The 13,876-nt window shown below is 67.6% G+C and carries 14 protein-coding genes; 6 read left to right on the top strand and 8 right to left on the bottom strand.

Going from position 1 to position 13,876, the window contains the following annotated elements; all coding sequences use genetic code 11:
• Positions 1 to 43: 43 nt before the first annotated feature.
• The gene (gene sufB, locus ARC63_RS07835; RefSeq protein WP_005408435.1) at positions 44 to 1,519 is read right to left on the bottom strand and encodes a Fe-S cluster assembly protein SufB; all 1,476 of its coding nucleotides are present in this window, start codon (positions 1,517 to 1,519) and stop codon (positions 44 to 46) included.
• 17 nt (positions 1,520 to 1,536) lie between these two features.
• Entirely contained in the window at positions 1,537 to 1,992 is a 456-nt protein-coding gene (locus tag ARC63_RS07840; protein ID WP_005408436.1) for an SUF system Fe-S cluster assembly regulator, read from the bottom strand.
• A 209-nt stretch (positions 1,993 to 2,201) separates the two neighbouring features.
• Between ARC63_RS07840 and ARC63_RS07845 the strand changes: the two genes are divergently transcribed.
• The gene (locus ARC63_RS07845; RefSeq protein WP_010483549.1) at positions 2,202 to 2,669 is read left to right on the top strand and encodes an SET domain-containing protein; all 468 of its coding nucleotides are present in this window, start codon (positions 2,202 to 2,204) and stop codon (positions 2,667 to 2,669) included.
• A gap of 129 nt (positions 2,670 to 2,798) precedes the next feature.
• On the top strand, positions 2,799 to 3,341 hold the full coding sequence (locus ARC63_RS07850; protein ID WP_010483547.1) for a type 1 glutamine amidotransferase domain-containing protein: 543 nt from the start codon (positions 2,799 to 2,801) through the stop codon (positions 3,339 to 3,341).
• Between the two features lie 38 nt (positions 3,342 to 3,379).
• On the opposite strand, the gene ARC63_RS07855 is transcribed toward ARC63_RS07850, so the two are convergent.
• The 4 genes from ARC63_RS07855 to ARC63_RS07870 all read right to left on the bottom strand — a co-directional run bounded on the left by ARC63_RS07855 (position 3,380) and on the right by ARC63_RS07870 (position 5,624).
• Positions 3,380 to 3,976, bottom strand: coding sequence for a YceB family lipoprotein (locus tag ARC63_RS07855; protein WP_057502965.1), 597 nt, complete (start codon positions 3,974 to 3,976; stop codon positions 3,380 to 3,382).
• A gap of 82 nt (positions 3,977 to 4,058) precedes the next feature.
• Positions 4,059 to 4,607: a hypothetical protein gene (locus ARC63_RS07860; protein ID WP_049434503.1), complete on the bottom strand. Its 549-nt coding sequence runs from the start codon at positions 4,605 to 4,607 to the stop codon at positions 4,059 to 4,061.
• Positions 4,608 to 4,662: 55 nt separating this feature from the next.
• Positions 4,663 to 4,971 carry a DUF3861 family protein gene (locus tag ARC63_RS07865; RefSeq protein ID WP_010483541.1) on the bottom strand — a complete coding sequence of 103 codons (309 nt, stop codon included), beginning with the start codon at positions 4,969 to 4,971 and terminating at the stop codon, positions 4,663 to 4,665.
• A 254-nt stretch (positions 4,972 to 5,225) separates the two neighbouring features.
• Positions 5,226 to 5,624, bottom strand: a complete 399-nt coding sequence (locus ARC63_RS07870; RefSeq protein ID WP_010483539.1) for an HU family DNA-binding protein — start codon at positions 5,622 to 5,624, stop codon at positions 5,226 to 5,228.
• Between the two features lie 372 nt (positions 5,625 to 5,996).
• On the opposite strand from ARC63_RS07870, the gene ARC63_RS07875 reads away from it, so the two are divergent.
• A complete protein-coding gene (locus ARC63_RS07875; protein ID WP_005408443.1) occupies positions 5,997 to 6,428 on the top strand; it encodes an OsmC family protein in 432 nt (143 codons plus the stop codon).
• A gap of 99 nt (positions 6,429 to 6,527) precedes the next feature.
• Here ARC63_RS07875 and ARC63_RS07880 read toward each other — a convergent pair whose 3' ends face one another.
• Positions 6,528 to 7,406 carry a PhzF family phenazine biosynthesis protein gene (locus tag ARC63_RS07880; protein ID WP_057502966.1) on the bottom strand — a complete coding sequence of 293 codons (879 nt, stop codon included), beginning with the start codon at positions 7,404 to 7,406 and terminating at the stop codon, positions 6,528 to 6,530.
• Between the two features lie 90 nt (positions 7,407 to 7,496).
• Positions 7,497 to 8,369: a PhzF family phenazine biosynthesis protein gene (locus tag ARC63_RS07885; protein WP_043396944.1), complete on the bottom strand. Its 873-nt coding sequence runs from the start codon at positions 8,367 to 8,369 to the stop codon at positions 7,497 to 7,499.
• 75 nt (positions 8,370 to 8,444) lie between these two features.
• On the opposite strand from ARC63_RS07885, the gene ARC63_RS07890 reads away from it, so the two are divergent.
• The 3 genes from ARC63_RS07890 to murD all read left to right on the top strand — a co-directional run bounded on the left by ARC63_RS07890 (position 8,445) and on the right by murD (position 13,858).
• Positions 8,445 to 11,039 carry a bifunctional aspartate kinase/diaminopimelate decarboxylase gene (locus tag ARC63_RS07890; protein WP_057502967.1) on the top strand — a complete coding sequence of 865 codons (2,595 nt, stop codon included), beginning with the start codon at positions 8,445 to 8,447 and terminating at the stop codon, positions 11,037 to 11,039.
• Between the two features lie 76 nt (positions 11,040 to 11,115).
• Entirely contained in the window at positions 11,116 to 12,468 is a 1,353-nt protein-coding gene (gene murL / locus ARC63_RS07895) for a UDP-N-acetyl-alpha-D-muramoyl-L-alanyl-L-glutamate epimerase (RefSeq protein ID WP_057502968.1), read from the top strand.
• Positions 12,449 to 13,858 (top strand): UDP-N-acetylmuramoyl-L-alanine--D-glutamate ligase, encoded by a 1,410-nt coding sequence (gene murD, locus ARC63_RS07900; protein ID WP_057502969.1) that lies wholly within the window; start codon positions 12,449 to 12,451, stop codon positions 13,856 to 13,858. The genes murL and murD overlap by 20 nt, the downstream gene beginning before the upstream one ends.
• The last annotated feature ends 18 nt before the right edge of the window (positions 13,859 to 13,876 follow it).

The raw sequence follows: 13,876 nt of genomic DNA on the forward strand, positions 1-13,876 counted from the left end.
CGCCGGTAAAGAGAATGCGTTTGCGAGGGGCAGGGGCGGGCGGTCAGCCCACCGAACCTTCCAGCGAGACTTCCAGCAGCTTCTTGGCTTCCACCGCGAACTCCATCGGCAGTTCGCGGAACACCTGCTTGCAGAAGCCGTCGACGATCATCGACACCGCGTCTTCCTGGCTGATGCCACGGGCGCGGCAGTAGAACAGCTGGTCGTCGGAGATCTTGGAGGTGGTGGCCTCGTGCTCGACGGTGGCGCCCGGGTTCTTCACCTCGATGTAGGGGAAGGTGTGCGCGCCGCACTGCTTGCCGATCAGCAGCGAATCGCACTGGGTGTAGTTGCGCGCGCCATCGGCATTGCGGTCCACACGCACCAGGCCGCGGTAGGTGTTCTGGCCGCGGCCGGCGCTGATGCCCTTGCTGACGATCTTGCTCTTGGTGCGCTTGCCAACGTGGATCATCTTGGTGCCGGTGTCGGCCTGCTGGCGGTGATGGGTCAGCGCCACCGAGTGGAACTCACCGACCGAGTCGTCGCCCAGCAGCACGCAGGACGGGTACTTCCAGGTGATCGCCGAGCCGGTTTCGACCTGGGTCCAGGTGACCTTGCTGCGCGCGCCACGGCATTCGGCACGCTTGGTGACGAAGTTGTAGATGCCGCCGACGCCGTTCTCGTCGCCCGGGTACCAGTTCTGCACGGTGGAATACTTGATCTCCGCATCTTCCAGCGCGACCAGCTCGACCACGGCGGCGTGCAGCTGGTTCTCGTCGCGCATCGGCGCGGTGCAGCCTTCCAGGTAGGACACGTAGGCCTTGTCCTCGCACACGATCAGGGTGCGCTCGAACTGGCCGGTATGGCCGGCATTGATGCGGAAGTACGTGCTCAGTTCCATCGGGCAGCGCACGCCCTTGGGAATGAACACGAAGCTGCCATCGGAGAACACTGCCGAGTTGAGCGCGGCGAAGTAGTTGTCGCCCACCGGCACCACGGTGCCCAGGTACTGGCGGACCAGCTCCGGGTGCTCCTTGATGGCCTCGGACATCGAGCAGAAGATGATGCCCTTCTCGGCCAGTTCCTTGCGGAAGGTGGTACCGACCGACACCGAGTCGAACACCGCATCCACCGCCACGCCGGCCAGCTTGGCGCGCTCGTGCAGCGGCACGCCCAGCTTGTCGTAGGTGTCCAGAAGCTCCTTGGGCACGTCATCCAGCGAGGCGTACTTCGGGCCCTTCGGCGCGGAGTAGTAGCTGAGCGCCTGCAGGTCGATCGGGGCGATCTCCAGCTTGGCCCAGTCCGGCATCGGCATGGTCAGGAAGTGGCGGTAGGCGTCCAGGCGCCACTGCGTCATCCACTCCGGCTCGTCCTTCTTGGCCGACAGGGCACGGATGGTGTCCTCGTCCAGGCCCGGCGGCAGGGAGTCCGACTCGATCTCGGTGATGAAGCCGGCCGAATACTTGCGGCCGAGCTGCTCGTGGATCTCGCGGTTGGGGGTGTCGTCGTGGGCGACGTTTTCGATGGTTTCGGTGGCCATGGGGGGCTGCCTACGGATCAGGAGACGACGTCGACAGCGATGGTGCGGCGCTGTTCGTCATCGGCAAGGGGGAGAGGGGGCAGGATCTGGGCGAGGGTGACATCGCGCAGGGCCTCGGAGACCACGTCGTTGATCAGCCGCCAGCTGCTGCGCGCGCCGCACTTGGGCGCCATGCCGCACTGGTGGTGGTCGTGGCTGCATTCGGTCAGGGCCAGCGGCCCTTCCATCGCTTCGACCACTTCGAACAGCGAGATCTCGATGGCCGGGCGGGTCAGGCGGTAGCCGCCACGCACGCCGCGCAGGCCTTCAACCAGGCCGGCCTGGGCCAGCGGCTTGAGTACCTTGCTGACGGTGGGCGGCTCCAGACCGGTGAATTCGGCCAGCTCGGTGGCACTGAGCACCTCGCCCGGACGGGCGGCGAGCACGGTCAGTACGACGGTGGCGTAATCGGTGAGTTTGGTGACGCGCAACATGGGGATGCGAGTGGTTCTTAAAGCGGACTGAAATTGTACGCTTTTCTTCGCCGCCATCCAACCCGGGCATTCAGCCGGCGCTGGGGCCGGGACGGGAGAACACACCGGGGCCGTTGCCAGGGCGCAATGCTGCGCCAACGGGGTGATTTTCGCAATCACCCGGAATGGGCGAGAATCAACGTTCCTTTCGCTGCAGACTTCCCTTGCCGATGCCCAAGAAGATCCAAGCCCGCAAGTCCGCCATCCACGGCAACGGTGTGTTTTCCGTGGCCCCGATCAAGCAGGGCGAGCGCGTGATCCAGTACAAGGGCCTGCTGCGCAGCCACGGCGACGTTGATGCCGATGACAGCGGCGACGTTGAAAGTGGCCATACCTTCCTGTTCACCCTCAATGACGACTGGGTGATCGATGCCAACTACAAGGGCAACGACGCGCGCTGGATCAACCACAGCTGCGACCCGAACTGCGAGGCAGTGATCGAGGAAGACGAGGACGGCGACAGCCGTGGCGACAAGGTGTTCATCGAGGCGCTGCGCGATATCAAGGCCGGTGAGGAACTGACCTACAACTACGGCATCACCCTGGCCGAGCGTCATACCGCCAAGCTGAAGAAGATCTGGGAGTGCCGCTGCGGCTCGCCCAAGTGCACCGGCACCATGCTGCAGCCCAAGCGCTGACCGGTACCGGGGACTGCCGGCCACTGGCCGGCACTACCCGGAGGCTCTCCACCTGCCGTGCACGGCAGGGTCACCGCCGTGCAAGGGCCGTTCTTCCATTCTGTCGGCTCCCCCAACCGGAGTGCACCCATGGCAGAGCGATTGAAGGGCAAGCAGATTGCCATCCTGGCCACCCACGGCTTCGAACAGTCCGAATTGACCGAACCCAAGCGGCTGCTGGAAGCCGAGGGCGCGCGCGTCAGCGTGGTGTCGCCCGCAAAGGAGGCGACGATCAAGGGCTGGAAGGAGAAGAACTGGGGCGACGCCGTCGCGGTGGACATTCCGCTGGATGAAGCGGATCCGGCACGCTTCGATGCCTTGGTCCTGCCCGGAGGCGTCATCAATCCGGACACGTTGCGTACCGACGAGGTTGTACTCGGCTTCATCCGGGCAGTGGATGAAGCCGGCAAGCCTGTGGCCGCCATCTGCCACGGCCCGTGGTTGCTGATCAACAGCGGCCTTGCTGAGGGGCGCGACGTGACGTCCTGGCCGTCCCTGCAGCAGGATCTGGTCAACGCAGGTGCGAAATGGCGCGATACCGCGGTTGTGATCGATGGAAACCTGATCACCAGCCGCAAGCCGGACGACATTCCCGCCTTCAGTGAGGCGGTGGTCAAGGCACTTGCCGCCTGATGCGCTACGGGTAGTGCCGGCCAGCGGCCGGCACTACCTCATTTACCCAGCACGCCTGCCGGCACCAGGTTGCCCAGGTTCTGGTTGAAGGTGACCACCAGCTTGCCGTTCTTCACCTGTGCCGACTGCACCTGCAGTGCGCCGAGCAGGCCGGCCATGGCCGGGTCCAGCTTGTAGATCGGTTCGCGCTGGGCGTAGTCGCTCAGCCAGGCATTGAGCAGGCCGCGGGTGCGCGAATCGAGGCGACCGCCCTGGTTGGCCGGGGTGAAGTCATCCACGCTCGGCTGCTGCAGGTGGAAGCCCTGGGTCTGCGCGTCGTAGCGCAGGCCGCTGCTGAGCTTCACCGTTCCCAGCTTGGACGGGTTGCCACCGGCGGTGGCCAGTGCGACGTCCATGCCCAGGTTCAACCGTTCGCCGGCCGGAAGGCTCAGCTGCGGATGGCTCATGGTCAGGGCGATCAGGCCCCCCAGGGCGTCCTGGGTGCGCGGGAAGCTGCCATTGAGGTACTGCTGCACGTCGCTGGCACCGACCGACAGTTCGCGGCCGGAAATGGAAGGGGCGGCCTGGGCGCCGATCGCAGCAGCGATCAGCACGGTGGAGGCCGCGAGGCGGGTCATCAGGGAACGCAGGCGCATGGCGGTGACCGGTGAATGCGGAATGGATGGACCAAAGAGTAGCCTTGCCGGCTGAATCGCGCGTGCATGCCGCTGCAACGGTTCAGTCCAGCGATGGCCGCAGTTGCGCCGACTGGATCTGCCAGGCGCGGCCATCGCTGCTGGGCTGCACGCGGTACCAGCCGCCGAAGCGGAAAGTGCCCTCAGCGGTCACCGCGCGGATCTGCACCGGAACCTCCAGCAGCTGCGGTGGCTGGTGACCGTCGCGCGCGACCGGCAGTTCGCTGGTCAGGCGCAGGCTGCGCACGTCCGTGAGCTGGCGCAATGCGGCATCGTCGGCGCGTCGTGCATCGCTGGGCGGGAAGGTCCATGCGGCGTCGATGGCCTTGCGATCGCGATTGAGCAGGGCCATGACATAGGCATTGAGCATTCCCGCCGGCAGCTCGGCCTCGGCCGCGACGGCGGCAAACAGGGGATCGACATCGATGGCCTGCACGGCCGCTGCATCGCCTTCTGCGGCGGCCTGTGGCTTCGCGCGGGCAGCCGCCTCGGTCGTGGCCGGCGGAGCGGCATCCGCAGGATGAGGTTGCGATGGCGGCCGGGAACAGGCCAGCAGCACCAGCGGTGCGATCAGTATCAGGAACCTGCGCATGTCTGCCTCCTCCCCGAGGCGAACGGAAGGAGGCAGTGTATCGGCTGTGCCGCGATCAGCGGGAGGAGGGCAGCTGTTCCAGTGCATCCAGCGCCGGCAGCACCTGCGCGGCGATGGCGGCCAGGGCATGGCCTTCGGTTTCGGCGTGGCGCTGCACGATGTCGCGCAGCAGCTGGGTGGCGATCACCAGGGTCGCGCGCTCGTCGCCGCTGATGCCTGCGGTGCGCGGCGCCGCTTCCAGCAGGCGCATCAGGTCGCGGCTGGCGCGATGTTCCAGTTCGATGGTGCAGCGCCCGGTGCACTGCAACCCGTCCTTTTCGATGGGGGTCACCGAGATCCGGTAGCGGGTGGAGGGGCTGGCCATGAGGGGACGCTCGCCGTAGCTGTGGAGGATGTGCCCACCTTAGGCAAGGCCGTGCCCGGCGGCGATGGCCGGGGCTGCACGCAGTGTTCCACCCGGTACGTTCCGGGGCCGCAACGGACCACGGCCAGCCAATGGCGACGGGCCTGTACGCGCATTCCCGGGGATGCGGCAACGCTGTGTTGCGGCCTGTGGTTGGTACAAAAAAAACGGGACGGCCAGAGCCGTCCCGTCGGAATCCGCGTTGGGGCGCGCGCTTACAGCGCGGCGTCCTTCAGCTTCTTCAGCGGACGCACCTTCAGCTTGGTGGTGGCCGGCTTGGCAGCGAACCACTGCTCTTCCTTGGTGAACGGGTTGATGCCCTTGCGCTTCGGCTTGGCCGGCACATTGACGGTGGTGATCTTCAGCAGGCCCGGCAGGGTGAACGAGCCAGCGCCCTTCTTGTGCACCGAGGAGGCGACGGCGCTTTCCAGCGAGGCCAGCACAGCGCGGACGTCCTTGGCGATGACGCCGGAGGCTTCAGCGATGTGTGCAACCAGGCCGGACTTGGTCAGCACTTCCTTGATCGGCTTCGGAGCGGCCGGCTTGGCGGCTGCCTTCGTCGCGACTTTCTTCACTGCCTTCTTCGGGGCAGCCTTCTTAGCGGTCTTTGCCATGGTTTCCTGTTCCGTGAACGGTTGGTTGTTTGGTCGGCGCCGAACCCCGTCGGCAAGCGCAATGTAGGGCAACTCTCGGGCGCCGCCAATAGCCCGAAGCGCGGAAAGTGCATGTTTTTTCATATCCAGGCCGATTCAGTACATGGCCGGCAGTGGGGGATGGGGGTGTGGCAGCGCACGCGATGGCCGGCGCCCGCCCATCGTCGGAATGCGCGAAACCACTGAAAACAAGAGGGAAATGCGTTTCCGGTTGGCGAGGAAGTGTCCACGCGCCGGGTTCGGAAGACGACCTCCAGCGTGCGGCGGAGCGACGCAGGGCTAACGCCTCCCGTGCGAGGGTGACCGTTCATCACCGTCACGCAGGAGCTGCACATGGGAATCTCGCGACACGCCACCGCGCACTGGGAAGGCGATCTGAAGTCGGGCAAGGGGCAGTTGAGCACGCCGCAGAGTGGCCTGCTGGACAAGACCCGCTACGGCTTCAACAGCCGTTTCGGCGACGAAAAGGGCACCAATCCGGAAGAGCTGATCGCTGCCGCGCACGCCGGTTGTTTCACCATGGCGCTGTCGGCCAAGCTCGGCGAAGCCGGCTTTACCCCGACCTCGCTGGATACCGAGGCCAAGGTCGATCTGTCGCTGGAAGGCGGCCCGCAGCTGTCGCAGATCCGGCTGAAGGTGAAGGCGGTGGTGCCGGGCATCGACGCGACGCAGTTCCGTGCGATTGCCGATGACGCCAAGCAGAACTGCCCGGTGTCCAAGGCACTGAGCGCCGTTCCGATCAGCCTGGAAGCCGAGCTGGGCTGAGCCGGCGCATCTGTAGAGCCGAGCCCATGCTCGGCTTCTGCAGCTCCCGTGATCTGGCCGAAGAGCAGCCGAGCATGGGCTCGGCTCTACAGTGTCCCTTTACCAATCGAGGGTGCCGGTGATGACGGTCTGCACCTGGCCGCCCGACCAGACCTCGCCGTCCTCGTCGACCAGCAGCGTCAGGCGCGCATCGTGGCCGACTTCGCGGCCCTGGCTGACTTCGAACGGGGCACGGCCACGGGGCAGCGCATCGCGCAGGTCCAGCCACGCGGCCAGCACGGCGTTGGCCGCGCCGGAGGCGGCGTCCTCGAAGCGGCGTCCATTGCCGACGAAGGCACGTACCGCCAGGTCGAAGCCCTCGCTGCCATCGCTGAAGGCATAGGCGAACACGCCCATGCTGTCGGTGGTCTCCGCCAGTGCGGCCACCGCATCCCAGTCCGGCTGCAGCGCGCGCAATGCCGCCTCGTCGGCCACCTGCACCACCCACCAGCTCCGCCCGCCCTGCATGCGTGCCGGCGGCAGCGTACCCAGCGGCCAGCCCTTCAGTGCGGCCTGCAGGCGAGGATCGGTGGCCTCGGTCGTTTCCGCCAGCTGCGCGCGCGGGGTGCGGATGGCGATGCGCTGCTGCGCGCCTTCACCGTTGACGCGCAGCGGCAGGGCGCCGGCAATGCCGTCCTGCACCAGCACGCCATCGATCGGTGTGGCCAGGCCTGCCTGCAGCACCGCATGCGCCGTGCCGACGCTGGGGTGGCCGGCGAACGGCACTTCCTTCTGCGGGCTGAACATGCGCAGCCGGTAGCTGGCGCCGTCGACATGCGGCGGAAACACGAAGGTGGTTTCGGGCAGCCGCGTCCAGCGGGCGATGGCCTGCATGCTGGTGTCATCCAGGCCCTCGGCATCGAGTACCACGGCCAGCGGGTTACCGGCGCCGGCGCGCGGGGAGAACACATCCAGCTGCAGGAAACGGCGGGTGGTCATAGGGGGCAAACTCCGTAGAACGAGAGGGGTACGGTAGCGCCGGGCCATGCCCGGCGTCCGTGTGCGGCGTTCGCCGGGCGTGGCCCGACGCTACCAATGGATGCTGCCGTCGATCACGCACTGCACCTGGCCGCCGATCCATACCGTGCCCTGCGCGTCGACCTGCACCTGCACGCGGCCATCGCGGCCCACTTCGCGGCCCTGGCTGGCCACGTAGCGGCCTTCGCGGCCGGGCAGGGCATCGCGCTGCCGCAGCCAGGCGCCGATCAGCGCATTGGCGCTGCCGGTCACCGGGTCTTCGGGTACGGCGGCCGCGTCAGCGGGGCAGAAGGCGCGCACCACGCGGGCGTGGTCGTCGCCGGGCTCGTCGGCAAACACGGCCAGGCCAGTAGCGTCGGTGGCCAGGCTCCAGTCGCGCAGGGCCGCCATGTCTGGCGCCAGTCCGCGCACGGCGGCGGCGTCGCGCAGCGGCAGCAGCCACCAGCGTGCACCGTTGTCCCACAGTTCGGGCACGTGCCCGTTGGCCGCCAGCGCCAGCAGCGTCTCCGGCGCGGCGTCCACCCTCGTGTCCAGTTGCCGTGCCGGTGGGCTGGCCAGCTGGATCTGCAGTGCCTCGGCCGGACCGCTCACCCGTACCGGCAGCAACCCCGCAGCGCATTGCTGCAGCAGGGCGCCGTCGCGCGGTTGCGCCAAGCCACAGCTCACCGCGGCCCAGGCGGCGCCGACGCTGGGGTGGCCAGCAAATGCCAGCTCGCGGGTCGGGGTGAAGATGCGGATGTGGTAGTCGGCACCCGGCGCGCTGGGGCGCAGGAAGAACACCGTCTCGGACAGATTCAGCCAGGCGGCCAGGGCCTGCATCTGGCGGCTGGAGAGCCCGTCGGCGTCCAGGATGACGCCCAGTGGGTTGCCGGTGCCGGGGCGGGGGGCGAAGACATCGAGCTGCAGGTAACGGAGGACGGCCATCTACGGGGATATTGCGCTTAGAATCAAAGGTTCCGCCCCCGAGGGCGGCTTCCCCACATTCTACATAGCCAATCCATGTCAGCTTCCCCCCTTGTCGATCGTTGGATCGTACTGAAGTTCGGCGGCACCTCGGTGTCGCGTCGTCATCGCTGGGACACGATCGGGAAGCTGGCGAAAAAACGTGCGGAAGAGACCGGCTCGCGCGTGCTGGTAGTGGTGTCGGCGCTGTCCGGGGTCACCAACGAACTGACCGCGATCGCCGATGGCGCGCCGGACAGCCGTGATCGCGTGGCGGCGCTGGTCGAGCGCCACGAGGGCTTCCTGGTTGAACTGGGCCTGGGCCGCGAAGTGCTGGCCGAGCGCCTGGCGGCGCTGCAGGGCCTGCTCGACGACGCGCGTGCGGCCACCCGTCCATTGGACTGGCAGGCCGACGTGCTGGGCCAGGGCGAGCTGTTGTCCTCCACCCTGGGCGCGGCCTACCTGCACGCCTCGGGCCTGGACATGGGCTGGATGGATGCCCGGCAGTGGCTGGATGCGATGCCGCCGCAGCCGAACCAGAGCGACTGGTCGCAGCGCCTGTCGGTGAACTGCCAGTGGCGTGCGGATGCGGAGTGGATGCAGCGCTTCCGCGCGCAGCCGACCCGCCTGCTGATCACCCAGGGCTTCATCTCGCGGCATGCCGATGGCGGCACCGCCATCCTCGGCCGTGGTGGCTCGGATACCTCGGCGGCGTACTTCGGTGCGCTGCTCGGCGCCAGCCGCGTGGAGATCTGGACCGACGTGCCGGGCATGTTCAGCGCCAACCCGAAGGACGTGCCGGACGCGCGCCTGCTGACCCGCCTGGACTATTACGAAGCACAGGAAATCGCCACCACCGGCGCCAAGGTGCTGCACCCGCGCTCGATCAAGCCGTGCCGCGATGCCGGCGTGCCGATGGCCATCCTCGACACCGAGCGCCCGGAACTGCCGGGCACCAGCATCGACGGCAGCGCCGCGCCGGTGCCGGGGGTGAAGGCGATCAGCCGCCGCAACGGCATCGTGCTGGTGTCGATGGAAGGCATCGGCATGTGGCAGCAGGTCGGCTTCCTGGCTGATGTGTTCAACCTGTTCAAGAAGCACGGGCTTTCGGTGGACCTGATCGGTTCGGCCGAAACCAACGTCACGGTGTCGCTGGACCCGTCCGAGAACCTGGTCAACACCGATGTGCTGGCCGCGCTGTCGGCCGACCTGTCGCAGATCTGCAAGGTGAAGGTGATCGTGCCGTGCGCGGCCATCACCCTGGTTGGCCGTGGCATGCGCTCGCTGCTGCACAAGCTGTCGGACGTGTGGGCCACCTTCGGCCGCGAGCGCGTGCACATGATCTCGCAGTCGTCCAACGACCTGAACCTGACCTTCGTCATCGACGAAGCCGATGCCGATGGCCTGTTGCCCGTGCTGCATGCCGAGCTGATCGACAGCGGTGCGATGCCGGTGGAAGAGGCCGAGGTGTTCGGCCCGCGCTGGCGCGAGATCGCCGGCACCGTGCGCCCGCGTGGTACGCCGTGGTGGCGGGGTCAGCGTGCGCACCTGCTGCAGCTGGCCGATGCCGGTACGCCGCGCTACGTCTACCACCTGCCGACCGTGCGCGCCCGCGCCCGCGCGCTGGCCGCGATCAAGCCGATCGACCAGCGTTACTACGCGATCAAGGCCAACAGCCACCCGGCCATCCTGCAGCTGCTGGAAGCCGAAGGTTTCGGCCTGGAATGCGTGTCGCACGGCGAGCTGAAGCATGTGTTCCAGCACCTGCCGGAACTGTCGCCCAAGCGCGTGCTGTTCACCCCCAGCTTCTGCCCGCGCAGCGAGTACGAGGCGGCGTTCGCGCTCGGTGTGACCGTGACCGTCGACAACGTCGAAGCACTGCAGCGCTGGCCGGACCTGTTCCGCAACCGCGAGCTGTGGCTGCGTGTCGACCTGGGCCGTGGCGAAGGCCACCATGCCAAGGTCCGTACCGGCGGCAAGGACTCCAAGTTCGGCCTGCCGATCGCCCGCGTCGACGAATTCGTGCGCGCGGCCACCGACCTGGGCAGCCGCGTGGTCGGCCTGCACGCGCACCTTGGCAGCGGCGTGGAGACTGCCCAGCACTGGCGCCTGATGTGCGATGAGCTGGCCGGTTTCGCCCGCCGCATCGGCAGCGTGCAGACCATCGACATCGGTGGCGGACTGCCGATTCCGTATTCCGCCGAGGACGAGCCGTTCGACCTGGATGCCTGGGCCGCTGGCCTGGCCGAGGTCAAGGCGCTGCATCCGGCGTTCCGCCTGGCGATCGAGCCGGGCCGCTACCTGGTGGCCGAGTCCGGTGTGCTGCTGACCCACGTCACCCAGGTGGTGAAAAAGGAGGGCGTGCGTCGCGTCGGCCTGGATGCCGGCATGAATGCACTGATGCGCCCCGCCCTGTACGACGCATGGCACGACATCGAGAACCTCAGCCGTCAGGGTGGTTATGCCGAGGCGGCATTCGATGTGGTCGGCCCGATCTGCGAATCCAGCGATGTGTTCGGCAAGCGCCGCAAGCTGCCGGTGTCGACCGCGCCGGATGACGTGATGCTGATCGCCGATGCCGGCGCCTACGGCTATTCGATGGCCAACACCTACAACCAGCGGATGCTGCCGCGCGAAGACGTGATCGAATGATCGCCGCGCGCGCCCTGCACCCGCCCACCGACACGTCCCGCGCCCTTGCGCGGGTCCGTGCCTGACCGGATACACCATGACTGCTTTCGACAAACACCAGGTTTCCCGCTTCCGCTTCGTCCGCTGCGAATTCGCTGCGGAGACCGGCGTGGCCAAGCTGGTCTACGCCTTCGATGACGGCCCGGAGATGGTGGAAACCATCACCGTGCCGGGCGCCCCGTTCGTGCTGGACGAGGCGCGTGCCGCCGCCGTGCAGCGTGCGCTGCAGCTGCTGCACCTGATTGCCGGTGTCAGCTACTACAAGGCCGGCGTGCCGGAGACGGTCAGCATCGACAGCTATGCCATCGATGCCGATACCGCGGCGCTGGTGGAGACGGTCTACCTCAATGGCCTGGGCGAGTTCGCCTACCGCAACGGCCTGAACCTGCGCGGGCGTTTCCGCCTGCCGGTGCAGGGCGAAGCGGTGCAGGCACCGGTGCTGGGCCTGCAGCCGCACGCACTGGTGGCGATCGGCGGCGGCAAGGATTCGCTGGTCAGCATCGAAGCGCTGCGCCGTGCCGGCGTGGACGAAACGGTGACCTGGATCGGTGGTTCGCAACTGATCCGTGCCTGCGCCGAGCGCACCGGCCTGCCGATCCTGAACCTGGGCCGCGCGCTGGCGCCGGAACTGTTCGAGCTCAACCGCCAGGGCGCGTGGAACGGGCATATCCCGGTTACCGCGGTGAACTCGGCGATCATGGTGCTGGCCGCGCTGTTGCAGGGCGTGGACCAGGTGGTGTTCTCCAACGAACTTTCGGCCAGCTACGGCAGCCAGATTCCGGGCACCGGCGAAGTGAATCACCAGTGGTCCAAGGGCTGGGCGTTCGAGCAGGCGTTCGGCAGCCATGTGCAGGCGCACGTCGCGGCGGACCTGCAGTACTACTCGCTGCTGCGCCCGATGTCGGAGCTGGCGGTGGCCCGCCAGTTCGCCAAGACCGATTTCTACGACGCGCATTTCTCCAGCTGCAACCGCAATTTCCACATCCTCGGCGAGCGCCCGGTGAACCGCTGGTGCGGCGTCTGCCCGAAGTGCCACTTCGTGTTCCTGGCGCTGGCCCCGTTCATGCCGAAGACGCGCCTGGTGCGCATCTTCGGCCGCAATCTGCTGGACGATGCCGAACAGGCCGGTGGCTTCGACGCGCTGCTGGAATTCCAGGACCACAAGCCGTTCGAGTGCGTGGGCGAGGGCCGCGAATCGCGTGCAGCGATGGCGACCTTGGCGCAGCGGCCGGAGTGGAAGGAAGATGTGCTGGTGAAGCGCTTCTGCAACGAGATCCAGCCGCAGCTGGATGCCGCCGAACTGGAACTGGCGCCGCTGCTGCAGCTGCAGGGCGAGCACCGCGTTCCGGCTGCGCTGTGGGAACGGGTCCGTGAAGATTTCGAAGCTTGAGGGAAAGCACGTTGCGCTGTGGGGCTGGGGCCGTGAGGGCCGCGCCGCGTTTGCGGTGCTGCGTGAGCGCCTGCCAACGCTTGGCCTGAGCCTGTTCTGCCCGGCCGCTGAAGCCGAAGCCGCGCGTGCGGAAACGCAGGGCGCGCTGGACGTGCGTGGCGAACCCTCGGCCGATGCGCTGGCCGCGTTCGATGTGGTGATCAAGTCGCCCGGCATCAGCCCTTACCAGCCGATCGCGCTGGCGGCGGCAGAGCAGGGCACCACCTTCATCGGCGGCACCGCGTTGTGGTTTGCCGAACACGCGGCCGACGACGGCATCGTGCACGACACCGTGTGCGTGACCGGTACCAAGGGCAAGAGCACCACCACCGCCTTGGTCGCGCACCTGCTGCGTGCCGCCGGTCATCGTACCGGCCTGGTCGGCAACATCGGCCTGCCGCTGCTGGAAGTGCTGGACCCGCAGCCGGCGCCCGAGTACTGGGCCGTCGAGCTGTCCAGCTACCAGACCGGTGAAGTGGCGCGCAGTGGCGCCCGCCCGCAGGTGGCGGTGGTGCTGAACCTGTTCCCGGAACACCTGGACTGGCACGGCAGCGAGCAGCGTTACATCGAGGATAAGCTGCGGCTGGTGACGGAAGCCGCACCGCGCATTGCCGTGCTCAATGCCGCCGATCCGCATCTGGCCGCGCTGTCGTTGCCCGACAGTGAGGTGGTCTGGTTCAACCAGCCGCAGGGGTGGCACATGCGCGCTGACATCGTGCATCGCGGCGAGCAGCCCGTATTCGATACCCGCAACACGCCGCTGCCGGGCCGTCACAACCGCGGCAACCTGTGCGCGGTGCTGGCCGCGCTGGAGGCGCTGGGCCTGGATGCGGTGGCGCTGGCACCGGCGGTGCAGGATTTCCGTCCGCTGCCGAACCGCCTGCAGCGCATTGGCGTGGCCCATGGCCTGACCTACGTCAACGATTCGATCAGCACCACGCCGCATGCCAGCCTGGCCGCGCTGGAATGCTTCGCCGGGCAGCGCATCGCGCTGCTGGTGGGCGGGCATGACCGCGGCCTGGACTGGACCGATTTCATGCAGCACATGGCGCACGACGTGCCGCCGGTGGAGATCGTGACCATGGGCAGCAACGGCCCGCGCATCCACGCGATGCTGCAGCCGCTGGCCGACGCCGGCCGCTTCGGCCTGCACGCTGCGGGCGATCTTGCCGAGGCGATGGCGTTGGCGCGCACGGCGCTGGGCGCGCAGGGCGGGGTGGTGCTGTTGTCGCCGGGTGCGCCGAGCTTTGGTGCTTACCGCGATTACGTGGCGCGTGGTCGCCATTTCGCCGAACTGGCCGGATTCGACCCGGACAGCATCAGCGCGATTCCGGGGTTGGGCATCGCCTGAGGGTAGTGCCGGCCGCTG

Origin of the sequence: Stenotrophomonas geniculata ATCC 19374 = JCM 13324 (genome assembly GCF_001431625.1) — a bacterium.
Lineage (GTDB): Bacteria > Pseudomonadota > Gammaproteobacteria > Xanthomonadales > Xanthomonadaceae > Stenotrophomonas > Stenotrophomonas geniculata.

Excerpts from the sequence above, each read along its gene's own strand:
- ARC63_RS07860 (WP_049434503.1), bottom strand. The coding sequence starts at position 4,607 with ATGCGCAGGTTCCTGATACTGATCGCACCGCTGGTGCTGCTGGCCTGT.
- ARC63_RS07865 (WP_010483541.1), bottom strand. The coding sequence starts at position 4,971 with ATGGCCAGCCCCTCCACCCGCTACCGGATCTCGGTGACCCCCATCGAA.
- ARC63_RS07885 (WP_043396944.1), bottom strand. The coding sequence starts at position 8,369 with ATGGCCGTCCTCCGTTACCTGCAGCTCGATGTCTTCGCCCCCCGCCCC.
- ARC63_RS07840 (WP_005408436.1), bottom strand. The coding sequence starts at position 1,992 with ATGTTGCGCGTCACCAAACTCACCGATTACGCCACCGTCGTACTGACC.
- ARC63_RS07875 (WP_005408443.1), top strand. The coding sequence starts at position 5,997 with ATGGGAATCTCGCGACACGCCACCGCGCACTGGGAAGGCGATCTGAAG.
- murL (WP_057502968.1), top strand. The coding sequence starts at position 11,116 with ATGACTGCTTTCGACAAACACCAGGTTTCCCGCTTCCGCTTCGTCCGC.
- ARC63_RS07890 (WP_057502967.1), top strand. The coding sequence starts at position 8,445 with ATGTCAGCTTCCCCCCTTGTCGATCGTTGGATCGTACTGAAGTTCGGC.
- ARC63_RS07845 (WP_010483549.1), top strand. The coding sequence starts at position 2,202 with ATGCCCAAGAAGATCCAAGCCCGCAAGTCCGCCATCCACGGCAACGGT.
- ARC63_RS07855 (WP_057502965.1), bottom strand. The coding sequence starts at position 3,976 with ATGCGCCTGCGTTCCCTGATGACCCGCCTCGCGGCCTCCACCGTGCTG.
- ARC63_RS07850 (WP_010483547.1), top strand. The coding sequence starts at position 2,799 with ATGGCAGAGCGATTGAAGGGCAAGCAGATTGCCATCCTGGCCACCCAC.
- sufB (WP_005408435.1), bottom strand. The coding sequence starts at position 1,519 with ATGGCCACCGAAACCATCGAAAACGTCGCCCACGACGACACCCCCAAC.
- ARC63_RS07880 (WP_057502966.1), bottom strand. The coding sequence starts at position 7,406 with ATGACCACCCGCCGTTTCCTGCAGCTGGATGTGTTCTCCCCGCGCGCC.
- ARC63_RS07870 (WP_010483539.1), bottom strand. The coding sequence starts at position 5,624 with ATGGCAAAGACCGCTAAGAAGGCTGCCCCGAAGAAGGCAGTGAAGAAA.